Source organism: Pantoea sp. (assembly GCF_028283705.1).
GTDB lineage: Bacteria > Pseudomonadota > Gammaproteobacteria > Enterobacterales > Enterobacteriaceae > Pantoea.
The window spans coordinates 19,571-42,798 of the sequence record NZ_JAPWKD010000012.1; the positions used below are offsets into that span (position 1 = coordinate 19,571).

At 51.8% G+C, this 23,228-nt stretch carries 20 protein-coding genes, 2 tRNA genes and 1 other RNA gene; 11 read left to right on the forward strand and 12 right to left on the reverse strand.

Annotated features, from left to right (window positions below; translation table 11 throughout):
- Positions 1 to 464: 464 nt before the first annotated feature.
- Positions 465 to 1,112, reverse strand: a complete 648-nt coding sequence (locus tag PW844_RS10585) for a YchE family NAAT transporter (protein ID WP_084875175.1) — start codon at positions 1,110 to 1,112, stop codon at positions 465 to 467.
- A 448-nt stretch (positions 1,113 to 1,560) separates the two neighbouring features.
- On the opposite strand from PW844_RS10585, the gene adhE reads away from it, so the two are divergent.
- The gene (gene adhE, locus PW844_RS10590) at positions 1,561 to 4,248 is read left to right on the forward strand and encodes a bifunctional acetaldehyde-CoA/alcohol dehydrogenase (protein ID WP_299451202.1); all 2,688 of its coding nucleotides are present in this window, start codon (positions 1,561 to 1,563) and stop codon (positions 4,246 to 4,248) included.
- Positions 4,249 to 4,300: 52 nt separating this feature from the next.
- Here the strand turns inward: adhE and tdk are convergent, their stop codons facing one another.
- Positions 4,301 to 4,921 (reverse strand): thymidine kinase, encoded by a 621-nt coding sequence (gene tdk / locus PW844_RS10595; protein WP_299451204.1) that lies wholly within the window; start codon positions 4,919 to 4,921, stop codon positions 4,301 to 4,303.
- A gap of 416 nt (positions 4,922 to 5,337) precedes the next feature.
- Between tdk and hns the strand changes: the two genes are divergently transcribed.
- On the forward strand, positions 5,338 to 5,745 hold the full coding sequence (hns, locus tag PW844_RS10600; protein WP_299451207.1) for a histone-like nucleoid-structuring protein H-NS: 408 nt from the start codon (positions 5,338 to 5,340) through the stop codon (positions 5,743 to 5,745).
- A gap of 97 nt (positions 5,746 to 5,842) precedes the next feature.
- On the opposite strand, the gene PW844_RS10605 is transcribed toward hns, so the two are convergent.
- From PW844_RS10605 to rssA, 5 genes are all read right to left on the reverse strand, one after another.
- Complete coding sequence (locus PW844_RS10605) at positions 5,843 to 6,850, reverse strand: NAD-dependent epimerase (protein WP_299451208.1); 1,008 nt, start codon at positions 6,848 to 6,850, stop codon at positions 5,843 to 5,845.
- Between the two features lie 14 nt (positions 6,851 to 6,864).
- A complete protein-coding gene (locus tag PW844_RS10610) occupies positions 6,865 to 8,205 on the reverse strand; it encodes a UDP-glucose/GDP-mannose dehydrogenase family protein (RefSeq protein WP_299451210.1) in 1,341 nt (446 codons plus the stop codon).
- Between the two features lie 23 nt (positions 8,206 to 8,228).
- Complete coding sequence (galU, locus tag PW844_RS10615) at positions 8,229 to 9,137, reverse strand: UTP--glucose-1-phosphate uridylyltransferase GalU (RefSeq protein ID WP_299451211.1); 909 nt, start codon at positions 9,135 to 9,137, stop codon at positions 8,229 to 8,231.
- 193 nt (positions 9,138 to 9,330) lie between these two features.
- Positions 9,331 to 10,347 carry a two-component system response regulator RssB gene (rssB, locus tag PW844_RS10620; protein WP_299451212.1) on the reverse strand — a complete coding sequence of 339 codons (1,017 nt, stop codon included), beginning with the start codon at positions 10,345 to 10,347 and terminating at the stop codon, positions 9,331 to 9,333.
- A 102-nt stretch (positions 10,348 to 10,449) separates the two neighbouring features.
- The gene (gene rssA, locus PW844_RS10625; protein ID WP_084875193.1) at positions 10,450 to 11,355 is read right to left on the reverse strand and encodes a patatin-like phospholipase RssA; all 906 of its coding nucleotides are present in this window, start codon (positions 11,353 to 11,355) and stop codon (positions 10,450 to 10,452) included.
- A gap of 96 nt (positions 11,356 to 11,451) precedes the next feature.
- On the opposite strand from rssA, the gene PW844_RS10630 reads away from it, so the two are divergent.
- The 5 genes from PW844_RS10630 (at position 11,452) to PW844_RS10650 (ending at position 13,335) form a co-directional block, all read left to right on the forward strand.
- Positions 11,452 to 11,907, forward strand: coding sequence for a YchJ family protein (locus PW844_RS10630; protein ID WP_299451215.1), 456 nt, complete (start codon positions 11,452 to 11,454; stop codon positions 11,905 to 11,907).
- A gap of 57 nt (positions 11,908 to 11,964) precedes the next feature.
- Complete coding sequence (gene purU / locus PW844_RS10635) at positions 11,965 to 12,813, forward strand: formyltetrahydrofolate deformylase (RefSeq protein WP_084875197.1); 849 nt, start codon at positions 11,965 to 11,967, stop codon at positions 12,811 to 12,813.
- Positions 12,814 to 12,957: 144 nt separating this feature from the next.
- Positions 12,958 to 13,042, forward strand: a tRNA-Tyr gene (locus PW844_RS10640).
- A gap of 42 nt (positions 13,043 to 13,084) precedes the next feature.
- Positions 13,085 to 13,169, forward strand: a tRNA-Tyr gene (locus tag PW844_RS10645).
- Positions 13,170 to 13,206: 37 nt separating this feature from the next.
- Positions 13,207 to 13,335: non-coding RNA, RtT sRNA (locus tag PW844_RS10650), on the forward strand.
- Between the two features lie 15 nt (positions 13,336 to 13,350).
- Here the strand turns inward: PW844_RS10650 and PW844_RS10655 are convergent.
- Positions 13,351 to 14,244 carry a LysR family transcriptional regulator gene (locus PW844_RS10655; RefSeq protein ID WP_299451218.1) on the reverse strand — a complete coding sequence of 298 codons (894 nt, stop codon included), beginning with the start codon at positions 14,242 to 14,244 and terminating at the stop codon, positions 13,351 to 13,353.
- 102 nt (positions 14,245 to 14,346) lie between these two features.
- On the opposite strand from PW844_RS10655, the gene PW844_RS10660 reads away from it, so the two are divergent.
- Together PW844_RS10660 and xthA are read left to right on the forward strand one after the other, a co-directional pair.
- Positions 14,347 to 14,976, forward strand: coding sequence for an NAD(P)-binding domain-containing protein (locus tag PW844_RS10660; RefSeq protein WP_299451219.1), 630 nt, complete (start codon positions 14,347 to 14,349; stop codon positions 14,974 to 14,976).
- 138 nt (positions 14,977 to 15,114) lie between these two features.
- A complete protein-coding gene (xthA, locus tag PW844_RS10665; protein ID WP_299451220.1) occupies positions 15,115 to 15,921 on the forward strand; it encodes an exodeoxyribonuclease III in 807 nt (268 codons plus the stop codon).
- A gap of 33 nt (positions 15,922 to 15,954) precedes the next feature.
- Here xthA and PW844_RS10670 read toward each other — a convergent pair whose 3' ends face one another.
- The 4 genes from PW844_RS10670 to PW844_RS10685 all read right to left on the reverse strand — a co-directional run bounded on the left by PW844_RS10670 (position 15,955) and on the right by PW844_RS10685 (position 19,950).
- Complete coding sequence (locus PW844_RS10670; protein ID WP_299451222.1) at positions 15,955 to 16,251, reverse strand: YnjH family protein; 297 nt, start codon at positions 16,249 to 16,251, stop codon at positions 15,955 to 15,957.
- A complete protein-coding gene (locus PW844_RS10675; RefSeq protein ID WP_299451224.1) occupies positions 16,251 to 18,179 on the reverse strand; it encodes a DNA topoisomerase III in 1,929 nt (642 codons plus the stop codon). The genes PW844_RS10670 and PW844_RS10675 overlap by 1 nt, the downstream gene beginning before the upstream one ends.
- 22 nt (positions 18,180 to 18,201) lie before the next feature.
- Complete coding sequence (gene selD / locus PW844_RS10680) at positions 18,202 to 19,245, reverse strand: selenide, water dikinase SelD (RefSeq protein ID WP_299451225.1); 1,044 nt, start codon at positions 19,243 to 19,245, stop codon at positions 18,202 to 18,204.
- Between the two features lie 153 nt (positions 19,246 to 19,398).
- Entirely contained in the window at positions 19,399 to 19,950 is a 552-nt protein-coding gene (locus PW844_RS10685) for an NAD(P)H nitroreductase (protein ID WP_299451227.1), read from the reverse strand.
- Between the two features lie 169 nt (positions 19,951 to 20,119).
- Here PW844_RS10685 and sppA point away from each other — a divergent pair, with 169 nt between their 5' ends.
- Both sppA and ansA read left to right on the forward strand, forming a co-directional pair.
- A complete protein-coding gene (sppA, locus tag PW844_RS10690; protein ID WP_299451228.1) occupies positions 20,120 to 21,985 on the forward strand; it encodes a signal peptide peptidase SppA in 1,866 nt (621 codons plus the stop codon).
- Between the two features lie 227 nt (positions 21,986 to 22,212).
- Positions 22,213 to 23,226, forward strand: coding sequence for an asparaginase (gene ansA / locus PW844_RS10695; protein WP_299451230.1), 1,014 nt, complete (start codon positions 22,213 to 22,215; stop codon positions 23,224 to 23,226).
- Positions 23,227 to 23,228 lie beyond the last annotated feature (2 nt).

Below are 23,228 nucleotides of genomic sequence, written 5' to 3' on the forward strand. Positions count from 1 at the left end.
GCCCATGCGCCAAAGCTAAACCACAAAAATGTTATCTAATTCTCTTTTATCACGTCTTATTGCTAAGGAAAAGTGTTAATTCTTAACCAAAATTATCAATTAACTTATTGATTTATATCTATTTTTCTATGAATTTTCTGTCATTATGTGCAGAGTTAAATGCAGAATGGATAAAATGTGTTTTATGTCACTGAATAGTATAAAAATGGGATATATGAATAGAAAATTACCAGGATGAGCGAGATTTATTTATATCTTACCCTGATAATCAGAATATGATGCTGTGATAATTATCACAGTAAAATACAGAGAATAGCTAAACGCGGATTAATACAGTAGCAAAATTGATAACCCACCAGTGATGTTAAGCATGATGAATATCAGCACCAATATGGTGCGTAATTACCCTTTATCGCACCATATTGGATCATGAAAAGATGACATGCAGAAAATTAAGGCGATTTTTAACTTAATAAACCAGGGAAAATGGCTTTTAGTCCGGTGACCACAAACTCAATACCCAACGCCATCAGCAGTAAGCCCATAATACGCGTAATCACGTTAATTCCCGTCTGCCCCAGCACTCGGACCATCAGCGGAGCTGCACGGAACAGCAACCAGCAGCAGAAAGCAAAAATGGCAATCGCCAGGGTGAATCCCAGCAGGTTTTGCCAGTTATGGTAGCGCGTACTCCAGACTATGGTGGAACTGATCGCACCGGGGCCAGCCATCAGCGGTAATGCCAGCGGCACGACGCCAATGCTTTCACGGATCGCGGTTTCTGATTTTTCCTGTTTGTTCTGCTTATCTTCCCCCAGCTTACCGCTGATCATCGACATGGCGATGGTCACCACCAGGATGCCACCGGCAATACGGAACGAATCAATGGAGATACCGAACAGGTGCAGAATCGCGTCGCCAAGGAACAACGAGGTCCACAATATAATGGCCACAGCCAGATTTGCCGTCAGGTTGGTTTTATTGCGTTCTACCGCCCCCTGATAGCTGGTCATGCTGATAAAGACCGGAATGATGCCGACTGGGTTCACCAGGGCGAACAAACCGACAAAAAACTTAATATAGCCGGATAGATCAAGTAGCACGGGGGTCACAGTCAGCTCCACAATGGGTCACAGTAAAAATCGCGCATAATGTAGTGCAAATCACTGGCTAAAAACCAGCGCTTTCAGCAGAAATCTATGCTGCTTCCGAGGCAAAAAACCAGTGCATTTATCTGCCGTTAACGTTGGGTTACTGCTTTGCTACTGTTCGGTCCTTATTGTGTGGCGGGCTGCGATTACTTTAATTGCAAAAGTGGGTGCTGAATGGTGTCAGCTTAGGACAAAATTGATCTGCGTCATAATTCTTATACCTCATCAGGGGTAACCTTACCCCATCGAAACAATATCCTGAGGCACCAGCATCCAGAACAGTAAACCTTTTTAGTAAGCAACCGCGAGTTCACTCGCCTTCCTGACCAAACAGCGTTCTATAGCGCGACTATACTTCTGGATCCAGGCTTGTTTACTAAAAAAGTTTAACTTCCTTCAGGAGAGCACCATGGCCGTAACTAATGTCGCCGAACTTAATGCACTGGTAGAACGTGTTAAAAAGGCACAGCGCGAATACGCCAATTTTAGTCAGGAACAAGTTGATGCCATCTTCCGCGCCGCTGCCCTCGCCGCCGCTGATGCACGAATCCCGCTCGCTAAGATGGCCGTTGCCGAATCCGGCATGGGCATCGTCGAAGATAAAGTGATCAAAAACCACTTTGCTTCCGAATATATCTACAACGCTTATAAAGATGAAAAAACCTGTGGTGTGCTCGACACAGATGACACCTTTGGCACTATCACTATTGCCGAACCTATTGGCCTGATTTGCGGTATCGTACCGACCACCAACCCGACTTCTACTGCAATTTTTAAAGCTCTGATCAGTCTGAAAACCCGTAACGGCATTATCTTCTCGCCACATCCGCGAGCCAAAGATGCGACCAACAAAGCCGCTGATATCGTACTGCAGGCTGCCATCGCCGCGGGTGCACCAAAAGATATTATCGGCTGGATTGATGCCCCTTCAGTGGAACTGTCAAATCAGTTAATGCATCACCCGGATATCAACCTGATCCTGGCGACGGGTGGCCCGGGCATGGTGAAAGCCGCCTACAGCTCCGGTAAACCAGCGATTGGTGTGGGTGCCGGTAATACCCCAGTAGTGGTGGATGAAACGGCCGATATCAAACGCGCTGTGGCTTCAATTCTGATGTCAAAAACCTTCGATAACGGCGTGATTTGTGCTTCTGAGCAGTCCGTTATTGTCGTCGACTCCGCCTATGACGCGGTACGTGAACGTTTCGCCACCCACGGCGGTTATATGCTGCAGGGCAAAGAGCTGAAAGCCGTGCAGGATATCATCCTGAAAAATGGCGCACTCAACGCTGCGATTGTCGGTCAGCCCGCGCCGAAAATTGCAGAAATGGCCGGTATTACCGTCCCGGCAAACACCAAGATTTTGATTGGCGAAGTGAAGCTGGTTGATGAGTCAGAACCTTTTGCTCATGAGAAATTATCGCCGACACTGGCGATGTATCGTGCCAAAGATTTCCAGGACGCGGTTGATAAAGCAGAAAAACTGGTGGCAATGGGCGGTATCGGTCACACCTCCTGCCTCTACACCGATCAGGATAACCAGAATGAACGCGTGCACTACTTCGGCGACAAGATGAAAACCGCACGTATTCTGATTAACACCCCGGCTTCACAGGGTGGTATCGGTGACCTGTATAACTTCAAACTGGCTCCGTCACTGACACTGGGTTGTGGTTCATGGGGCGGCAACTCCATTTCTGAAAACGTGGGACCGAAACATCTCATCAACAAGAAAACCGTGGCCAAGCGAGCTGAAAATATGTTGTGGCATAAACTTCCGAAGTCTATCTACTTCCGTCGTGGTTCTCTGCCAATTGCGCTTGAAGAAGTGGCGACTGACGGGGCCAAACGTGCTTTCATCGTCACCGACCGTTTCCTGTTCAACAATGGCTATGCTGACCAGGTCACCCGCGTGCTGAAATCACACGGTATCGAGACTGAAGTATTTTTCGAAGTAGAAGCTGACCCGACGCTGAGCATCGTACGTAAAGGTGCAGAGCAGATGAACAGCTTTAAACCCGACGTCATTATCGCTCTCGGTGGTGGTTCACCGATGGATGCCGCCAAAATCATGTGGGTGATGTACGAACATCCGGAAACCCATTTTGAAGAACTGGCGCTGCGCTTTATGGATATCCGTAAACGTATCTACAAATTCCCGAAAATGGGTGTGAAAGCGCGCATGATCGCTATCACCACCACTTCCGGTACCGGTTCTGAAGTGACACCGTTCGCCGTCGTCACCGATGACGCGACGGGTCAGAAATATCCGCTGGCTGACTATGCACTGACCCCGGATATGGCGATTGTCGATGCTAACCTGGTGATGGATATGCCGCGTTCACTCTGCGCATTTGGCGGTCTGGATGCGGTGACCCACTCACTGGAAGCCTACGTTTCCGTGCTCGCCAATGAATACTCCGATGGTCAGGCTTTGCAGGCATTGAAATTGCTGAAAGAAAACCTGCCAGCCAGTTATAAAGAAGGGGCGAAAAATCCGGTAGCGCGTGAGCGTGTGCACAATGCCGCCACCATCGCAGGTATCGCGTTTGCTAACGCCTTCCTCGGGGTATGTCACTCCATGGCACATAAATTGGGTTCAGAATTCCATATTCCCCATGGACTGGCGAACGCCCTGCTGATTTGTAACGTCATTCGCTACAACGCCAATGACAACCCGACTAAGCAGACCGCTTTCAGTCAGTATGACCGTCCGCAGGCACGTCGCCGTTATGCCGAAGTGGCTGACCATCTGGGCCTGAGTGCTGAGGGTGACCGTACTGCGCAGAAAATTGAAAAACTGCTGGCATGGCTGGAAGAGATGAAAACCCAGTTGGGCATCCCGACTTCAATTCGTGAAGCAGGGGTACAGGAAGCTGACTTCCTCGCCAAAGTGGATAAGCTGGCTGATGATGCCTTCGATGATCAGTGTACCGGTGCTAACCCGCGCTATCCGCTGATTGCTGAACTGAAACAAATCATGCTGGATACCTTCTACGGTCGCGAATTTGTCGAAACCACCGCTGAAGTGACAGACGCAGTTGATCTGCAGCCGGTAAAGTCAGTAAAGACTGAGAAGAAAACTAAAAAGGCGTAAGTCCTGATAACAAAAAAACCCGCTTCGGCGGGTTTTTTTATATTAACTGTTTTTACAGATGGGGTTGATTCGACCCATAAATGGCTTTTAATGAGCCTTCATCAATTGCCTGTTTATAATGCTTACGGCAAACGGATATATAACGTTCATTACCGCCGATCACAACCTGCTCACCTTCACTAAAGGGTTTTCCGTTAGCATCCAGACGTAAAACCATGCTGGCTTTACGCCCGCAATGGCAGATAGTTTTCAGTTCCACTAACTTATCCGCCCATGCCAGTAAGTATTGGCTGCCGACAAACAACTCACCGCGAAAGTCGGTGCGTAGTCCATAACACAGCACCGGAATATCCATATTGTCGACCACATCAGACAACGCTTTTACCTGTTCGCGGGTCAGAAACTGACTTTCGTCCACCAGCACGCAATGTACTGGTTGTCGGGTATGTTCAGCCGCTATTTCTGCATCCAGTTGGGTTTGCGCATTATATAAAAACGCCGGTGAAGAGAGACCAATACGCGAACTAACCTTACCGGCACCGAAGCGATCATCAATTTCGGCGGTATACACCAGGGTACGCATGCCTCGTTCCTGGTAATTATAGGAGGATTGTAGCAAGGCCGTTGATTTGCCTGCATTCATCGCCGAGTAATAAAAATAGAGTTGCGCCATTGGAAAATCTCATCAGAGCCTGAATCAGTTGCGCGCAAGTCTACCATAAAGACAGCATGGCTGTAGCGATGGTTTAATTTTTATCATTTGCTCAAATTACCTACGCCAGACCACTTCGTTTATTGGCCAGGAGGGACCAACACAGCACGAAATGACAAAGTTCCAATGTTTGTTTTTTATTCACACTTATTCTCCTGCCAGCGTAGTTACCTTGCAACCGCTGGTTATAAACCACAAAATTTAAGGGTTAAGGAATACAAAAGAGAGAGTTAAATAGTGTCTGGAGGTTGCTAAAAAAGTCTCATCAGTTTTAATTTACGTTTTACTTTATAATTTTACTATTGCAGTTATTTTTACCCACCACTATTATGAGCGTGCAGAACAACTCCCATTAAATATATTTTGAGATTAGGACAATGAGCGAAGCACTTAAAATTCTTAATAATATCCGTACATTGCGCGCACAGGCTCGGGAATGCTCTCTTGAAACACTGGAAGAGATGCTGGAAAAACTTGAGGTTGTGGTGAATGAACGTCGTGAAGAAGAGTCGCATGCAGAGGCAGAAAATGCTGAGCGTAACCGCAAGCTGGCACAATATCGTGAAATGCTGATTGCTGACGGTATCGATCCCAACGAGTTACTGAATGCGTTATCTGAAACCAAAACTGCAGCTAAAACCAAGCGCGCAGCTCGCCCAGCTAAATATCAATACGTTGATGAAAATGGTGAAAACCGTACCTGGACAGGTCAGGGTCGTACACCAGCCGTGATTAAAAAAGCCATTGAAGAACAAGGCAAACAACTGGACGATTTTCTGCTGTAAATCCCCCAGTGCTTCGAAATGATTGTGACTACACACCCGTTTGGTGAATTCACCAGGTAAGAAAAAGGAAGCCGCTGGCTTCCTTTTTTATGCATCATTATTGCTGGTAAAACTCACGGTACCAGTCAACAAATTGCTGCACGCCCTCTCGCACGCTGGTCTGCGGGCGGAAATTGATCGCTTTCTTCAGGGCTTCAGTATCTGCGCTGGTTTCCAGCACATCACCGGGCTGCAGCGGCATCATGTTTTTCTTCGCTTCCATGCCCAATGCACTTTCCAGTGCTTCGATATACGCCATCAATGTCACCGGCTGACTGTTGCCGATATTGTAGACGTGATACGGCGCAGAACTGGTGGCTGCCGATCCGGTTTCTACGGTCCATTGATCGTCTGGCTGCGGAATCACATCCTGTAAACGCACAATCGCCTCAGCAATATCATCAATGTAGGTGAAATCACGCATCATCTGCCCATTGTTGTACACATCAATAGGTTCCCCTGCCAGCATCGCGCGGGTGAACTTGAACAGCGCCATATCGGGCCGTCCCCACGGACCGTACACGGTGAAAAAACGTAAACCGGTGGTGGGCAATTGATAGAGATGCGAATACGTATGGGCCATTAACTCATTGGCTTTTTTGGTCGCGGCGTACAGCGAAACCGGATGATCAACCGAGTCGCCGGTTGAAAAAGGCATTTTACGGTTCAGACCATAGACTGAACTGGAGGAAGCATAAAGAAGATGGCCGACCTTATGATGTCGGCAACCTTCAAGAATATTGAGATGGCCGATGAGATTGGATTCGGCGTAGATATGCGGATTCTGGATAGAATAACGCACCCCGGCTTGTGCCCCTAAATGAATGACACGATCAAAGCCATGATGTTCAAACAAAGAAGAAATGGCCTGGCGATCTGCCAGGTCCATTTTACTGAAACTGAATGCGGGATGAGAGGCTATCTGATCAAGGCGGGCTTGCTTCAGGCTGACATCATAATAATCATTCAGGTTGTCGATGCCGACAACCTGGTGACCGGCAGCCAGCAGACGCTGACAAACATGAAATCCAATAAAACCTGCCGCGCCGGTAACCAGAAACTTCATACATCCCTCATTTATTACGCAATTTGAATAGAAGCTCCGCGGCCGATTGCATAATAAACGAAGCCGCGTTTGCTGATGCGTTCCGGATCATACAGGTTACGACCATCAAAAATCACGGGTTGTTTTAATGCCGTTTTAATGACATCAAAATCAGGTGCGCGGAAATTCTGCCATTCGGTACAGATAACCAGGCCATCTGCGCCCTGCAGCGCCGCTTCTTTGGTGCCCATGAGTTTCAGATCGCTACGGTGTCCGTAGATACGTTGCGCTTCATCCATCGCTTCCGGATCGAATGCCTGAATAGTCGCACCCGCTTGCCACAGCGTTTCCATCAAAACGCGGCTGGAAGCTTCACGCATATCGTCGGTGTTCGGTTTAAATGCCAGGCCCCACAGCGCAAAGGTCTTACCACGCAAATCATCGCCAAAGTGACGTTTGATAAAGGTGGGCAGTTTGCTTTTCTGTGAGTCGTTAACATCTTCAACCGCCTGCAGCAGACGCGGTTTATAACCGATTGACTCAGCAGTACGAATCAGCGCCTGAACATCTTTCGGGAAGCAGGAACCGCCATAACCACAACCCGGATAGATAAAGTGGTAGCCAATACGGGAATCAGAACCGATACCCTGACGCACTTTCTCAATGTCCGCACCAAGGCGTTCAGCCAGGTTGGAGATCTCATTCATAAAGCTGATTTTGGTTGCCAGCATGCAGTTTGCTGCGTACTTCGTCAGCTCTGCGCTGCGGATATCCATTAAAATCATACGATCATGGTTGCGGTTAAACGGCTCATAAAGCTCGCGCAACAGCTCAACCACTTCATCGTTATCAGTACCGACCACGATACGCTCAGGACGCATGCAGTCACTTACCGCTGCACCTTCCTTGAGGAATTCCGGGTTAGAAACCACATCGAACGCGATATTGGCATCACGGTTTTTCAGGGTTTCCGTCATCACCGAGCGCACTTTATCTGCTGTGCCAACCGGTACTGTTGATTTATCGATAACCACTTTGTGACCATTCATGTGCTGCGCAATGGTACGAGCTACTGCAGTCACATATTTCAGATCGGCTGAACCGTCTTCATCTGGCGGTGTACCCACTGCGATAAACTGCATCACACCGTGGTTTACGCCTTCTTCCGCATCGGTACTGAATTTCAGGCGCCCTGACTCATAGTTCGCCATCACCAGAGGAGTGAGTCCCGGCTCAAAAATCGGGATGATGCCTTTTTTCAGGTTTTCGACTTTATTCGCGTCGACATCAATACAGAGAACGTCATGTCCGACTTCGGCCAACACCGCAGCCTGAACCAGACCGACATAGCCGATACCAAATACAGTGACTTTCATTGAATTATCCTGTGCTTAATGAGTTACTTTTTATTTCCTACTTCGCCTTCAAGCCACTGTGCAAAATCTTTGCCCAGGACCGGGTGGCGAACACCGTACTCAACAAAAGCCTGCATATAACCGAGCTTGTTACCGCAGTCATGGCTCACACCCTTCAGGTGATAAGCTTCAACAGTTTCTTTTTCCATCAGCATCGCAATGGAGTCAGTCAGCTGTACTTCACCGCCAGCACCCGGAGGGGTTTTCGCCAGCAACGGCCAAATATCCGCAGACAGCACATAACGGCCAACCACTGCCAGGTTTGATGGCGCCTCAGACGCTTTCGGTTTCTCAACGACACCCACCATCGGCGCACTTTCGCCCGGGCTGAGATCCGCACCTTTGCAGTCCACTACACCGTATGCGGTCACATCGGCAACCGGCTCAACCATAATCTGGCTACGGCCACTTTCTTCGTAACGCGACAGCATTTCTGCCAGGTTGTCTTTGGTCGGGTCAGATTCGTACTCATCGATGATCACATCCGGCAGAATGACAGCAACCGGCTCATCACCGACCAGCGGGTGTGCACACATTACAGCGTGACCCAGACCTTTGGCGATGCCCTGACGCACCTGCATGATGGTAACGTGTGGCGGGCAAATTGACTGGATTTCGTCCAGCAGCTGACGCTTAACACGTTTTTCCAGCATTGATTCCAGCTCAAAACTGGTATCAAAATGGTTTTCGATCGCGTTTTTAGACGAATGGGTAACCAGCACAATTTCGTTAATGCCAGCAGCAATACACTCATTCACGACATACTGGATCAACGGCTTATCGACCAGCGGTAGCATCTCTTTGGGAATCGCTTTCGTGGCAGGGAGCATACGCGTACCCAGACCAGCAACAGGGATTACCGCTTTTTTTACTTTAGACTTAAAGGCAGACATCAAGATACCTCTCTTATAGGCCGCTCAAGTTAATACTTGATATGTCGGTTTAAAAAACGAAATGAGTATATCAGCTACTCACTGACGGATTTATCCTGGATGGAGTTAATCCGCGGAATTTAAGACTATTACCCAAGTGTAAAGCTTACCCCTGGCCCTGTCTCCAGCCCGCAGAAAATATAAATCTAATCGCTTATTCTTCAGCCGATAACATCAGACGCAACCTGCCACCAGTGCCCCAGACATGGCACTGCCAGGACTCTGCACGCTGACTAATTTGATTGAGGTGGGTACTGCCCATAGTGCCAAGCGGAACCCCATTACTGAGTTGAATTTGATGGGTGTTAATGTGCAGTGTGGCGTTAAGACCTGCCGACACCAAAATAAGATTTTTAAGTTGCCGATGATAATAACCGACCAGCAATGGAAATTGCCCATTCAGGTTTGCCTGACGCAACAACATATTCACCTGACGCAGCAAGCCATTTAACTCCGGCAGGCGCTGTTTCTGTCCGGAAAGTTGTTCCTGCAGCAAGCCGTTAAACAACGCGCGCAACAACAACGCGGCCAACACCCCATTATCCCCGGCACGGGTTACATCAAGACAATAAAACGCCAGGTCTTTATCGGATAATGCGGCAATATCCAGTACCAATCCCGGCTGTTCTGCCATGGTGAGCTGGCGATAATTAATCCGGCAGTTAGCAATAGTTTGCTGCACCGGGGGTTGCAGTTGCTTCAGAAGCTTGGAAGCCGCCAGCGGATCACGCACCAACGCATCCCAATCCTGGAAGAGCTGTTCATCTTCCTCAACCTTGGAGGTAAACATGGAAGGATAAAGGCACTCATACACCGCTTCACGAAAGCGTTCGAGGTTCTTCAAAGGCTTGAGCAGCACATCCTGCACACCAAGGCGTAAAACATGGGCAATATCGGCCATATTTTGTGTTGCTGAGATGATCAGAATTGGCACGCTGTTGCCGCGACTGCGAATTCGCTCGACAAACTGAATGCCTCCCATGCGCGGCATTTCCAAATCGCAAATCACCAGATCAACCGGTTGTGCGGTGAGTAACGTCAGGCCATCGAGGCCATCGCCCGCCTGCATCGTCTGAGCGCCGAGACTGACTAATAAGTTATCCAGCATCGAACGGAAAACGACCTCATCTTCGACAATGAGTATCTTTTTGCCGATTAGTGGTTTTTCCATTCTCTCCCCCTGCGTACCAGATATTTCAATAGTGGTTCATAAAACGCAGTTGCGCCTTTCAGAATTAACTGAAGTAACAACATCTGTGAATGAACAACCTGACTATCTGCTACGAACCAGTGGCAATAGTTCATCCATTTTCTTCTCAACGGCGGCCTTGCCTGCCGCAATGGCTTCTTCAGCACGGTGAAAGTCCAGCGTAGAAATTTGTGGACAGAATGGCTGAATCAGCACATCCGGCGGATCGCCTGCCATACGGTTACGCTTCAGGCGATTTTCCAGTACCTGGATGGAGGTAGACATAATTTCCATCGCACCAGGTGTTTGATTAGCGCGGCGCTGGGCTAATCCCAGCAACCGCTGGCGCAGTTTCTTGCCCCAGCTAAGTGCTTCTGCCGCCGCTTGTTCTTCCCCACTTTGCGGCGTAACCGACAGCAAATCTTGTTGCATCAGGTGCGCATCATGCTGCAAATCAACCGCAATAACGATATCCGCGCCCAACGCCCGGGTGAGCGAAATCGGCACCGGATTGACCACCGCACCATCCACCAGCCAGTAACCATTGTAGCCAACGGGTGGTAATAAGCCTGGCATACTACAGGAAGCACGTACCGCCTGATGCAGGTCACCCTCGGTTAACCACAACTCACGGCCGGTACTAAGATTGGTGGCGACCACGCCAAAAGGTTTGTCGCATTGCTCAATAAAATCATTCGGGATAAGTTGCCGGACGTGACTGAACACCCGATCGCCCCGCAACAGGCCACCGCGCTGCCATGACAGGTCCATCAATCGAATCACATCCCAGTAACGAAAGGCGCTCACCCAGCGTTCCATCATACCCAGACGGCCATTAACGTAAGCTGAACCGACCAGCGCGCCCACGGAACATCCGGCGACTACATCGACCTCGATACCGGCCCGCTCCAGCGCGTTAATCACGCCAATATGTGACCAGCCTTTGGCGGCACCTGATCCCAGGGCCAGCCCGATCCTCACCTTTCTCATCTTACCTCGGGTTTTGCCTGGTACGTAGCATCGCGCCTGACACTCGGCTACCATAGCGCGCGCAATCTTTAACTTTAATCACCCTCTGGAGATGACGTGTACGAAAAGTGCCCCTGCTGCAGCGGAAAGCAGTATAGCCTATGTTGCCAACCCTTTCTGACTGGGCAGAGTTCCCCCGCCAGTGCTGAGCAACTGATGCGCTCACGCTACTGCGCTTACGTGGAGAAAAACGCTGCCTGGCTGGTCGCCACCTGGCACCCCAGCCAGCGGGTGGCCGAACTTGAGACGTTATTATCTGAAAGTTTTTCCGGCACCGAATGGCTGGGCCTGAATGTAACCCGTTGTAATCAGGGAAGCCATGAGAACGAAGCATTCGTGACTTTTTTTGCGCGATTCATCGAAAAAGGACGTACTTCGGCCATCTATGAATGTTCACGCTTTCTTCGTGAGGATCAACGCTGGTACTATGTTGACGGAACAACGCCTGAACTGGGGCGTAACGATCGCTGTCCTTGTGGCTCCGATAAAAAATACAAAAAATGTTGTGGCTGATTTGGACATTCACCCAACGGCTTTACCATTCATCGCTTTGACAGGACTCTGATCGAGATGCAAGCGCAAACCATGCAACGAAAAGTATTACGTACCATTTGCCCCGATGCGAAAGGTCTGATCGCCAAAATCACCAATATTTGTTACAAGCACGAACTCAACATCGTGCAGAACAACGAATTTGTCGATCACCGTACCGGGCGCTTTTTTATGCGCACAGAGCTGGAAGGCATTTTCAACGACAACACCCTGCTCGCGGATCTCGACAGCGCCTTACCGGTTGGATCGGTCCGTGAGCTGAACAGCGCCGGACGCCGTCGTGTGGTGATTCTGGTGACCAAAGAAGCGCATTGCCTTGGCGACCTGCTGATGAAAAGCGCGTTTGGTGGTCTTGATATGGAAATTGCTGCGGTTATCGGCAATCACGAAACGTTGCGCTCGCTGGTCGAACGCTTCGATATTCCATTTGCGCTGGTCAGCCATGAAGGATTGACGCGTGAAGAGCACGATAACCGCATGGTCGAAGAGATTGATCGTTATCAGCCGGATTACGTGGTGCTGGCTAAATATATGCGCGTACTAACTCCGGCGTTTGTGCAGCGCTACCCGAACCAGATCATCAATATTCATCACTCCTTCCTGCCCGCCTTTATTGGCGCGCGTCCTTATCATCAGGCCTACGAGCGTGGCGTGAAAATCATTGGTGCCACCGCGCATTATGTGAATGACAACCTCGATGAAGGTCCGATCATTATGCAGGATGTCATCAACGTGGATCACAGCTACACCGCAGAAGAAATGATGCGCGCGGGTCGTGACGTTGAGAAGAATGTACTGAGCCGTGCACTGTACAAAGTGCTGGGCCAGCGTGTGTTTGTTTACGGCAATCGTACGATCATTCTTTAATCACCCAGACGCTGAACTGTGCAAGGCTTCAGCGTCACGGGCAAAAAGTGGGCAATCGATTCATAAATTTAGCGTAGGCGCTTTACAGACTGAGCGCATTTGGTATTATGCGCCCCGCTTTCAGGCGTAATGATTCAGGCCAGTGGTGGGATTCCCGAGCGGCCAAAGGGAGCAGACTGTAAATCTGCCGTCACAGACTTCGAAGGTTCGAATCCTTCTCCCACCACCATCTGAATCGCCGCAACCTGTAGCCACAATATGTATCATCCCTGGTGGGATTCCCGAGCGGCCAAAGGGAGCAGACTGTAAATCTGCCGTCACAGACTTCGAAGGTTCGAATCCTTCTCCCACCACCATCCAGATATCTCCTGTGTTGATTCCACTCCAGAACATCCATATTGCTGATGGAGAAGGATGAGAAACTTCGACCGAAGTTTCGGGTCGAGCCATGCGAGACAACGCGCTTTAGCGCGGCCCGAAGGGTGAGGCGCAACGCGCCGAATAATCCTTCTCCCACCACCATCCAGAAATTCCCCCTCAGTTATTTGCAAACTCATTTCTGAGTGCCTCGACAAAGCAGCGTATTTTTGCCGTTTGTTTACGTGCCGAGGGAACCAGAACATGCATTGGGCGTGACGGACCTTCGTAATCCGGCAGCACCCTGACCAGATGTCCTTTGTTGATTTCCTCTTTCAGCACATCTTCTGGTCCCAGCGTAACGCCATAGCCTTCCAGCGCCGCATGCATCAGCGCCTTCCAGTCATTGGATCTTAACCGCCCTTCAGGTCTCACTTCTTCCGTTTTCCCCTCTTTGCGGAACACCCAGCGACAGGGCATAGCGGCCGACCACAGTCCATACACCAGACAAGCATGGTGCTGCAAATCTGACGGTGTCAGCGGTAAGCCATACTGTTGAATATAGGAGGGAGCAGCACAGGCAATCAGCCGGTAAGGTGACAGCGGCCATGCCACCATCGAGCTGTCGGCCAGTTCGCCAATGCGGATAATCACCTCGGCCTCTTCTTCGCCAGGATTGATGACTCGGTCACTCAACGTCAGTTCAACCTGCACCTCTGGCCAGGTCGCCAGATAGCGGGTGATAAAAGGAGCAAGTGCGTAAGAGCCAAACGTCACTGGGGCATTCACCCGAATGATGCCGGAAGGCGTCGCCTGCATATTCAGCACTACGGCATCCGCCTCCTCCACTTCCGACAACACCACCCGACAGCGTTCGTAATAGCTGCGCCCGATATCGGTCAGATGCTGACGGCGTGTAGTGCGGTTGATAAGCGCCGTACCTAAGCGTAATTCAAGCGCGGCGATGTGTTTCGCCACCATCTGTGGTGACATTTCCAGTGCATCAGCCACCGCTGCAAAAGAGCCCAGTTCTGCGGCTTTAACGAATACTTTCATTCCCGCCAGCCTGTCCATGATTAACCCCTTTTAGTTGTTTTTAAAACAACAATAGACCGATTTATCTTCTTTTATGAGAGAATCATAGTAGACCACAGGTCAAGTCCCTGTGGAGGAATAATGAAAATTGGAATTATTGGTGCCGGATTCGTGGGCCGTGCGGTCGCTAAACTGGCAATTCAGGCCGGGCATCAGGTCATGCTCAGCAATTCACGTAGTCCTCAGACGTTGTTCAGTCTGCGTCCGATGATCGGTTGTGAAATAGGTACGGCAAGCGAAGCCGCCAGATTTGGCGATATCGTGCTTATTGCAGTGCCACTGACCGCCATCGATGCACTGCCGGTAGATGAACTGAGAGGAAAGCATCTTCTCGATGCCGTTAACTACTATCCTGATCGCGACGGTAACATCGATGTGCTGACAACGCGACAGACCACCACCAGTGAACTGCTGGCAAGCTACTTACTCAACAGCCAGATTACTAAAGCCTTTAACGCTATCCCCATGACCCAGCTGGAGAGTGATGGATTACCGGCGGCAACAGCCGGACGCCGCGCACTGCCGCTGGCAGGCGACGATAAAGAGGGCAAAGCTGTCGCTGCCGCGCTTTACGAAGCTTTTGGCTTTGATACCGTTGATGCCGGTCCACTGGCTGAAGGTTGGCGTTTCGAGCGCGGAATGCCCTCCTACTGCGTGCGGATGACCAGACAGGAGTTAGCAACGGCACTGGCCCAGGCCAGAAAGGACTGATTTACCACCTGCCGCCCGGCAGCACGCGGGCGGCAAGTAAACCTCACGCCTTACCTTTTCTGTCGATTCTGCCCATGACATTTATGACAAAACTCGCTACCATCCCGCCATACTTATCACGGATAAAATGGCTGCCTCATGAAATTTGTCTCATTTAACATCAATGGCTTACGGGCGCGTCCTCATCAACTCGAAGCGCTGGTTGAGCAACATCAGCCAGACGTGATTGGCCTGCAGGAAACCAAGGTCCATGACGATATGTTCCCACTCGAGGAAGTGAGCAAGCTCGGTTACAACGTATTTTATCATGGGCAAAAAGGCCACTACGGCGTCGCTCTGTTGACAAAAGCACAACCGGTGGTGGTCCATCGTGGTTTCCCGGATGATGGTGAAGATGCCCAGCGTCGTCTGATCATGGCAGAAATTCCCAGCCCGATTGGTGATATCACAGTTATCAATGGCTATTTCCCGCAGGGAGAAAGCCGTGACCATCCGATCAAGTTTCCGGCGAAAGAGAAGTTTTATCAGGATCTGCAAAACTACCTGCAAAATCAGCTGGCCGCCGATAAGCCGGTGCTGATTATGGGTGATATGAATATCAGCAGCACCGATCTCGATATCGGCATCGGGGAAGAGAACCGCAAGCGCTGGCTGCGTACCGGCAAATGCTCGTTCCTGCCGGAGGAGCGTGAGTGGATGGATCGCCTGATGAACTGGGGACTGGTGGATACCTGGCGTGCTAAATACCCGGAAACAGCAGACCGTTTCTCGTGGTTTGATTACCGCTCCAAAGGTTTTGATGATAACCGTGGCCTGCGTATTGATCTGCTGCTTGCCAGCCAGCCACTGGCCTCACGCTGCATCGCAAGCGGTATCGACTATGACATCCGCAGTATGGAAAAACCGTCCGATCACGCCCCAGTGTGGTCAACGTTCGGTTTTTGATGATGCCGGGTGGCCTGCAACAGGCCACCCGGATTATTTGATGATCTTCCAGATTAACGGATTGGTACCCATCACTTTCTCATCGCGTGAGCATTGCAGCAGCACGCCTTCCGCTTTGACCACCGCCCCTTCAGAATAACTGCGATTCTCATAGGTGCAGCACTGCAGGCAATTGCTTTGCTGGTTATTTTGTCCCTGCGTCCAGACTTCAGGTGGCATATCAACCACCACATCGGTATTGCCGGTGCGTCCCACCTCAGGGGTGCGATTGGCCTGCGCAGCGCTGCTAAACAGCAGTACGCCACTCAGCAGCACCATCAAATAACGCATCACTCGGTCTCCTTCATTTTGCGCCGGGCGGGTTTGCGTGATCGTTTTTTCTCACTCGCTGTGCCGCTCGCGGCAATGCCACGAAATGCCTGCAACGACGGCTGCTGACGCGCCTGACCAATCAAACCGATTAAGGTGCTGACCAGCGGCTGCATAAACTCATCGTAACGACAGGCTTTTTCACTGATGCGGGTAAGCGTCGATTCCCAGTGCGCCGTCATATCAGGCCGTGCCGCCATTTCGGGTAGCGCGTGAATCAATGCTCTGCCCGCTTCTGTGGAGTGAATATAACGGCCCTTCTTCACCAGGAATGTTCGCCGGAACAATAATTCAATAATTCCGGCGCGCGTCGCTTCCGTTCCTAAACCATCGGTCGCTCGCAGCACTTTCTTTAGATCTTTATCCTGAACAAAACGCGCGATACCGGTCATCGCGGAGAGTAAAGTCGCATCGGTGAAGGGACGCGGAGGCTGAGTCTGTTTCGCCAGTACCTCCCCGCGTTCGCACAACAGCTCATCCCCTTTGCTGACCACCGGCAACGGGGTGCCATCGTTCTCTTCATCTCGCTCTTTACTGCCCAGTAATGCCCGCCAGCCCGCTTCAGCCAGAAACCGGGCTTTCGCGACAAATTTGCCACCGGCAATGTCGAGATCGATCACGCACTTGCGGAACACCGCATCAGGGCAGAACTGCATCAGATACTGGCGTGCGATCAGCCCATAAATATTGGCTTCGTTTTCGCTCAGGTTAACCTTGCTGGAGCGCGCGGTTGGAATGATGGCGTGGTGCGCATCCACTTTTTTATCGTCCCAGCAACGATTGCGCTGATCGGCATTGAAATCCGCCGGGGGCGTCATATCCGGCTGGTGTGCCTGGATGGCGTTCAGTACCGCATGCCGACCCGCAAAATGCTCTTCGGGTAGATAACGACAATCCGAGCGCGGATAGGTAATCAGTTTGTGGGTTTCATACAGACGCTGGCAGCAATCCAGTACATTTTGCGCACTCAGGCCAAAGCGCCTTGCGGCTTCGATTTGCAGACTCGACAGTGAGAACGGCAACGGAGCGATTTCTGATTCCCGTTTATCATTATACCCGGTGACCAACGCGGGCTTGCCGTTGATGCGTTCCAGCACATGATCTGCCAGCGAACGGTTTAGTAAGCGACCTTCTTCATCCTGCCAGGGTTCACAGGCGTCACTTGGCACCCAGCTGGCGACAAAGCGCTCGTCTTTTGGCGTCACAATGTGCGCTTTGACTTCGAAATAGTCCTTTGGAATAAAGTTTTTGATTTCTTCATCGCGGCGGACCACCAGGCCAAGCACCGGGGTTTGCACCCGACCAACCGAGAGTACGCCGTCATAGCCAGCGTTGCGTCCCAGCAGCGTCCAGGCACGGGTCATATTGATGCCATACAACCAATCCGCACGCGCACGCGCCAGCGCCGAGACGCACAGCGGAATAAACTCACGGTTTTCACGTAAACGACCTACCGCACGCTCCACCGCCTGCGGATTGAGATCGTTAATTAAACAACGCTGTACCTTTTGACGTTTTTCCGGCGGCAGCTGGAGATAATCGATCACCTCATCCACCAGCAACTGACCTTCACGGTCCGGGTCACCCGCGTGCACCACCTCGGTGGCCTGCGCCAGCAATCCTTCAATAACCTTCAGCTGTTTTGCCACCGATGGCCGTGGCTGGAGCCGCCACTTTTCGGGGATGATCGGCAGATCGGCAAGGTTCCAGCGGGCGTATCGACTGTCATAGCTGTCTGGCTGAGCCTGCTCCAGCAAATGCCCGACACACCAGGTCACCACCTGGTCATTGCCGCAGGCAATATACCCATCGCCGCGTCGGTGCGGTTTTGGCAACACGTCAGCGATGGCGCGTCCCAGACTGGGTTTTTCTGCAATAAACAAACGCATGAATGGCGTCGTTCCTTAAACGTCAGTTAACTACGGTAATCAGCGGCAGATGGGGTTCTGCCGCAAAAAGCTCGCCAATGGCGGTTGCAGTGACACCCGCCAGCATGGCACAACGCTGAAACTCCTCGATGGCCGAGGGTTGTACCGCCACCAGCAGGCCGCCAGACGTTTGCGGATCACATAACAACGCGCGCGTCGCATCATCCATCGGCGACACATGTCGGCCATAGCTGGCAAAGTTGCGGCCCGTCCCACCGGGGACAGCACCGGCAGCGATATAGGCATCGACCCCGGACAGACGCGGCACCTGCGCGACAATCACCTCAGCACGCAAGCCCGATCCCTGACAGATTTCACTCAGATGGCCCAGCAAGCCAAATCCGGTGACATCGGTCATGGCGGTGACCCCCGCCAGTTGCGCAAACTCTGCACCGGCTTTATTCAGCTGGCACATCACTTCCGCCGCCAGCGTCTGATGCTCAGGACGCAGCAATCCTTTCTTTTCTGCCGTAGTCAGAATGCCAATGCCGAGCGGCTTGGTCAGGAACAGTTGACACCCGGCCTGCGCCGCGCTGTTTTTCTTCACGCGCGCCACATCGACGATACCGGTCACAGCAAGGCCGAAAATCGGTTCGGGGGCGTCAATGGAATGGCCGCCCGCCAGCGCAATACCCGCCGCCTGACACGCCGCGCGACCGCCCTCCACCACCTGCTGCGCCACTTCCGGGCTGAGCACATTGACCGGCCAGCCCAGAATCGCGATAGCCATAATGGGTTTACCGCCCATGGCGTAGATGTCACTGATGGCGTTGGTCGCGGCAATACGGCCAAAGGTGTGGGGATCGTCAACGATCGGCATAAAAAAGTCGGTGGTACTGACCACCGCGCTGCCGTTACCTAAATCGTAAACCGCAGCATCATCACGCGTTTCATTCCCCACCAGCAGATGGGGGTCATGGAAGGCGGTCAGTTCGCTATGCAGGATGGTTTCCAGCACCTGGGGTGATATTTTACAGCCACAGCCAGCACCATGGCTGTACTGGGTCAGGCGAAGAGGTTCACTCATGGCGGGTTCCTTATGCACTGGCAGATAGCGCTATGTTAGCCTGGCTGCCAGCATGTGGTAAGTGTTACGCGGTTACAGTTCGATCAATCGCACACGCGATGTGCAATCCCTGCAACGTCACTCAGCCTGCCGCACCAGCCCGCCATTTGTCTGTCAGAAATAACTGACAAATTCCGCCGTGTCGGGCGGGAGTACGGTGGTGCTGGATTTCAGCTGTGGCGTCCCCAGATAAAGGAAGCCGACGATCGCATCCTGCTCACGGCAACCAAAGGCTTCGCGTACCTGAGGATGGTCCGTCCAGGGTCCACTGCGCCAGATGCCATTGAAGCCCTGCGCGGCGGCGGCCATTTGCATCGCCATCACCGCACAACCAGCGGAAATCAGTTGTTCCCAGCGCGGCACCTTCGGGTGATCTTCGCATCGTGCCACCACGGTGATAATCATCGGTGCGCGGAACGGTGACGAACTGGCTTTCTCTATCGCCTTATCATCCATCGCGCTGGCACGGGCTGCCTGCTCCAGCAGCTGGCTCAGACGGTCGCGCCCTTCTTTCTCAACAATAATGAAACGCCACGGCTGTAATGTGCCGTGATCCGGTGCGCGCATACCCGCGCGCAGAATGTTCTCCAGCACCTCACCCGCCGGTGCAGGATCGGCCAGACGTGAAGCCGAGCGACGATTAACTAACAAATCAAGTGCATCCATTATCTTCTCCCTTGTGTAAAAGCGTTGCCTAATCCTGGCATACGACGATCTTTTGTAACAGTCTGGCGCGATTTCCTGCTGACATTTAGCACGCTGCTCTTTAGGATGAGGGCGACATCGGGGCTGCCAGCGTGCTGGCTGTCTTCGGCTACGTGAATATGGAGAGTCTATGCGCACACTGTGGCGAATTATTGCAGGCCTGTTCCGCTGGGGCTGGCGGGTGCTGAATTTTATCCGGGAATTTATCCTTAATTTATTTCTTATTGTTTTGATCCTTGCAGGTGTTGGGATCTGGTTGCAGGTGAGCGGTTCCGGCAGTAGCGAACCGGTGCAACAAGGTGCGCTGAAAGTAGACCTCACCGGTGTACTGGTGGACAAACCTTCGGTCAGCAATCGTCTGAGCCGTATTGGCCGTCAATTGCTCGGCAGCAACAGCGACCGCTTGCAGGAAAATTCCCTGTTTGATGTCGTCGATGCCATCCGTCAGGCAAAAGGTGACAAAAACATCACCGGGATTGTGCTCGACCTGCGTGATTTTGGCGGTGGCGATCAGCCTTCGCTGCAATATGTCGGGAAAGCGTTGCGCGAGTTCCGTGACAGCGGCAAACCGGTGTATGCCATTGGCGATAACTACAGCCAGGCGCAATATTATCTCGCCAGCTATGCCAACAAGATTTACCTGTCACCGCAAGGCACCGTGGATTTACATGGTTTCGCCACCAACGGGCTGTACTACAAAACGCTGCTGGATAAGCTGAAAGTTAATTCACATGTGTTCCGCGTTGGCACTTACAAATCGGCAGTGGAACCTTTCCTGCGTGACGATATGTCGCCGGAAGCACGCGATGCTGATAGCCGCTGGATTGGTCAGCTTTGGCAGAACTACCTGAACACCGTCTCGGCAAACCGTCAGATCACGCCGGAACAGCTGTTCCCTGGCGCCGCAGGCATCATCAGCGGATTACAGGCTGTGCAGGGCGATACCGCTAAATATGCGTTGAACAGTAAGCTGGTGGATGCACTGGAGAGCCGTGCTGTTGCCGATCAGGAGATGATCAAGACTTTTGGCTGGGATAAGCAAAACAACGATTATCGCAACGTCAGCATTTACGATTACACCGTTAAACAACCGCCGACGCAGCAGGATGGCAATATCGCTGTGGTAATGGCAAGTGGTGCGATCATGGACGGTGAAGAGACCGCCGGGAATGTCGGTGGTGACACCACAGCCGCGCAGATCCGCGATGCGCGTCTCGATCCGAAAATTAAGGCGATCATCCTGCGCGTGAACAGCCCTGGTGGCAGCGTCACCGCCTCAGAAGCGATCCGCGAAGAACTGGCGGCTGCCCATGCAGCGGGCAAGCCGGTAGTAGTATCGATGGGTGGCATGGCGGCATCAGGCGGTTACTGGATCTCCACGCCAGCTGATTATATTGTGGCGAACCCCAGCACCCTGACCGGTTCCATCGGAATCTTTGGTGTGATTAATACCGTCGAAAACAGCCTGAGTACCATTGGCGTGCACACCGATGGCGTTGCCACTTCACCGCTGGCAGATGTCGCAACCACCAAAGCACTGCCACCTGAAGTGCAGCAGTTGATGCAGCTGACCATTGAAAACGGCTATCGTAACTTTGTTGGTTTGGTTGCCGCGTCGCGCCATAAAACGCCAGAGCAGATCAATGATATTGCTCAGGGCCATGTCTGGACCGGTAGCGATGCCAAAGCCAATGGGCTGGTGGATGCCTTGGGTGACTTTGATGATGCCGTCAAAAAAGCCGCCGAGCTGGCAAAAATCACCACACCACAGTTGAGCTGGTATCAGGATGTTCCGGGCATGCTGGATCTGCTGCTGAATCAGATGAGTGCTTCGGCTAGCGCCATCATGCCACAGGCACTGAAAGTGTGGCTGCCGGCACCGATGCTGGATGTAATGAGCGCCATGAAGCAACAGCCTGGCCTGTTCGATAACCTCAACGATCCGCAAAATCGTTACGCTTTCTGCCTCAACTGCGGCAACGTAAACCCTAAATAATTCGCGTCCCCTGGAGGGGCCTACTTTTGGTGCAGGAGGGCGGCAAGCGAGTGAATCCTCAGGAGCTTACTCAGGTAAGTGACTGGGGTGAATGAGCGCAGCCAACGCACCTGCAGCGTGAAGTATGACGGGTGTGAGATAATCTTTACAGTCCGGCCTCTGGCCGGGCTGCTTTTCCCCGGTAATCCCCTTATACTGCGCGTTTTACGGCAAGTCTGAGTTCATTCATGCAAAAGAAAAATATCTACGTCGCCTACACTGGCGGGACCATTGGTATGCAGCGTTCCGCCCAGGGCTACATTCCGGTGTCAGGTCACCTGCAACAGCAGCTGGCCAATATGCCTGAGTTCCACCGTCCGGAAATGCCAGATTTCACCATTCACGAATATCACCCGCTGATGGATTCCTCCGACATGACGCCTGAGGACTGGCAGGCTATCGCCAATGATATCAAACAGAATTACGACCAGTACGACGGCTTTGTGATTCTGCATGGTACCGATACCATGGCATTCACCGCGTCGGCACTCTCCTTTATGCTGGAGAACCTTGCCAAGCCGGTGATCGTCACCGGATCACAGATCCCACTGGCAGAATTGCGCTCAGACGGCCAACAGAACCTGCTTAACTCGTTGTATGTGGCGGCTAACTATCCGATCAACGAAGTGACGCTATTCTTTAATAACACCCTGTTCCGGGGTAACCGCACCACCAAAGCGCACGCTGATGGCTTCAACGCGTTTGCCTCGCCAAACCTGCCACCGTTACTGGAAGCGGGTATTCATATTCGCCGCCTGAATACCCCACCGGCACCGCCAGGCAAGGGTGCACTGATTGTCCATCCGATCACCCCACAACCGATTGGTGTGGTGACCATTTACCCGGGAATATCTGCGGAAGTGGTCCGTAATTTCCTACGCCAGCCGGTGAAAGCCCTGATTCTGCGCTCCTATGGCGTAGGCAATGCGCCGCAAAACGCGGAGTTCCTGGCCGAGCTGCAACAGGCGAGTGAGCGTGGCATTGTGGTGGTCAACCTGACGCAGTGCATGTCTGGCAAAGTGAATATGGGGGGATACGCCACCGGTAACGCGCTGGAGCATGCTGGCGTGATCAGCGGTTTTGATCTCACTGTTGAAGCAACATTAACAAAACTTCACTTTTTACTGAGTCAAAACCTCACCAGCGGAGAAATTCGTGCCAGAATGCAGCAGAATTTACGTGGCGAACTGACAGAAGATTGATA

Bases quoted from the DNA above. Each gene is read 5' to 3' on its own strand.
- xthA (WP_299451220.1), top strand. From the start codon at position 15,115: ATGAAATTTGTCTCATTTAACATCAATGGCTTACGGGCGCGTCCTCAT.
- PW844_RS10605 (WP_299451208.1), bottom strand. From the start codon at position 6,850: ATGAAGTTTCTGGTTACCGGCGCGGCAGGTTTTATTGGATTTCATGTT.
- PW844_RS10675 (WP_299451224.1), bottom strand. From the start codon at position 18,179: ATGCGTTTGTTTATTGCAGAAAAACCCAGTCTGGGACGCGCCATCGCT.
- ansA (WP_299451230.1), top strand. From the start codon at position 22,213: ATGCAAAAGAAAAATATCTACGTCGCCTACACTGGCGGGACCATTGGT.
- PW844_RS10685 (WP_299451227.1), bottom strand. From the start codon at position 19,950: ATGGATGCACTTGATTTGTTAGTTAATCGTCGCTCGGCTTCACGTCTG.
- rssB (WP_299451212.1), bottom strand. From the start codon at position 10,347: ATGGAAAAACCACTAATCGGCAAAAAGATACTCATTGTCGAAGATGAG.
- PW844_RS10655 (WP_299451218.1), bottom strand. From the start codon at position 14,244: ATGGACAGGCTGGCGGGAATGAAAGTATTCGTTAAAGCCGCAGAACTG.
- hns (WP_299451207.1), top strand. From the start codon at position 5,338: ATGAGCGAAGCACTTAAAATTCTTAATAATATCCGTACATTGCGCGCA.
- galU (WP_299451211.1), bottom strand. From the start codon at position 9,137: ATGTCTGCCTTTAAGTCTAAAGTAAAAAAAGCGGTAATCCCTGTTGCT.
- PW844_RS10670 (WP_299451222.1), bottom strand. From the start codon at position 16,251: ATGCGTTATTTGATGGTGCTGCTGAGTGGCGTACTGCTGTTTAGCAGC.
- selD (WP_299451225.1), bottom strand. From the start codon at position 19,245: ATGAGTGAACCTCTTCGCCTGACCCAGTACAGCCATGGTGCTGGCTGT.
- adhE (WP_299451202.1), top strand. From the start codon at position 1,561: ATGGCCGTAACTAATGTCGCCGAACTTAATGCACTGGTAGAACGTGTT.
- rssA (WP_084875193.1), bottom strand. From the start codon at position 11,355: ATGAGAAAGGTGAGGATCGGGCTGGCCCTGGGATCAGGTGCCGCCAAA.
- PW844_RS10610 (WP_299451210.1), bottom strand. From the start codon at position 8,205: ATGAAAGTCACTGTATTTGGTATCGGCTATGTCGGTCTGGTTCAGGCT.
- PW844_RS10660 (WP_299451219.1), top strand. From the start codon at position 14,347: ATGAAAATTGGAATTATTGGTGCCGGATTCGTGGGCCGTGCGGTCGCT.
- purU (WP_084875197.1), top strand. From the start codon at position 11,965: ATGCAAGCGCAAACCATGCAACGAAAAGTATTACGTACCATTTGCCCC.
- tdk (WP_299451204.1), bottom strand. From the start codon at position 4,921: ATGGCGCAACTCTATTTTTATTACTCGGCGATGAATGCAGGCAAATCA.
- sppA (WP_299451228.1), top strand. From the start codon at position 20,120: ATGCGCACACTGTGGCGAATTATTGCAGGCCTGTTCCGCTGGGGCTGG.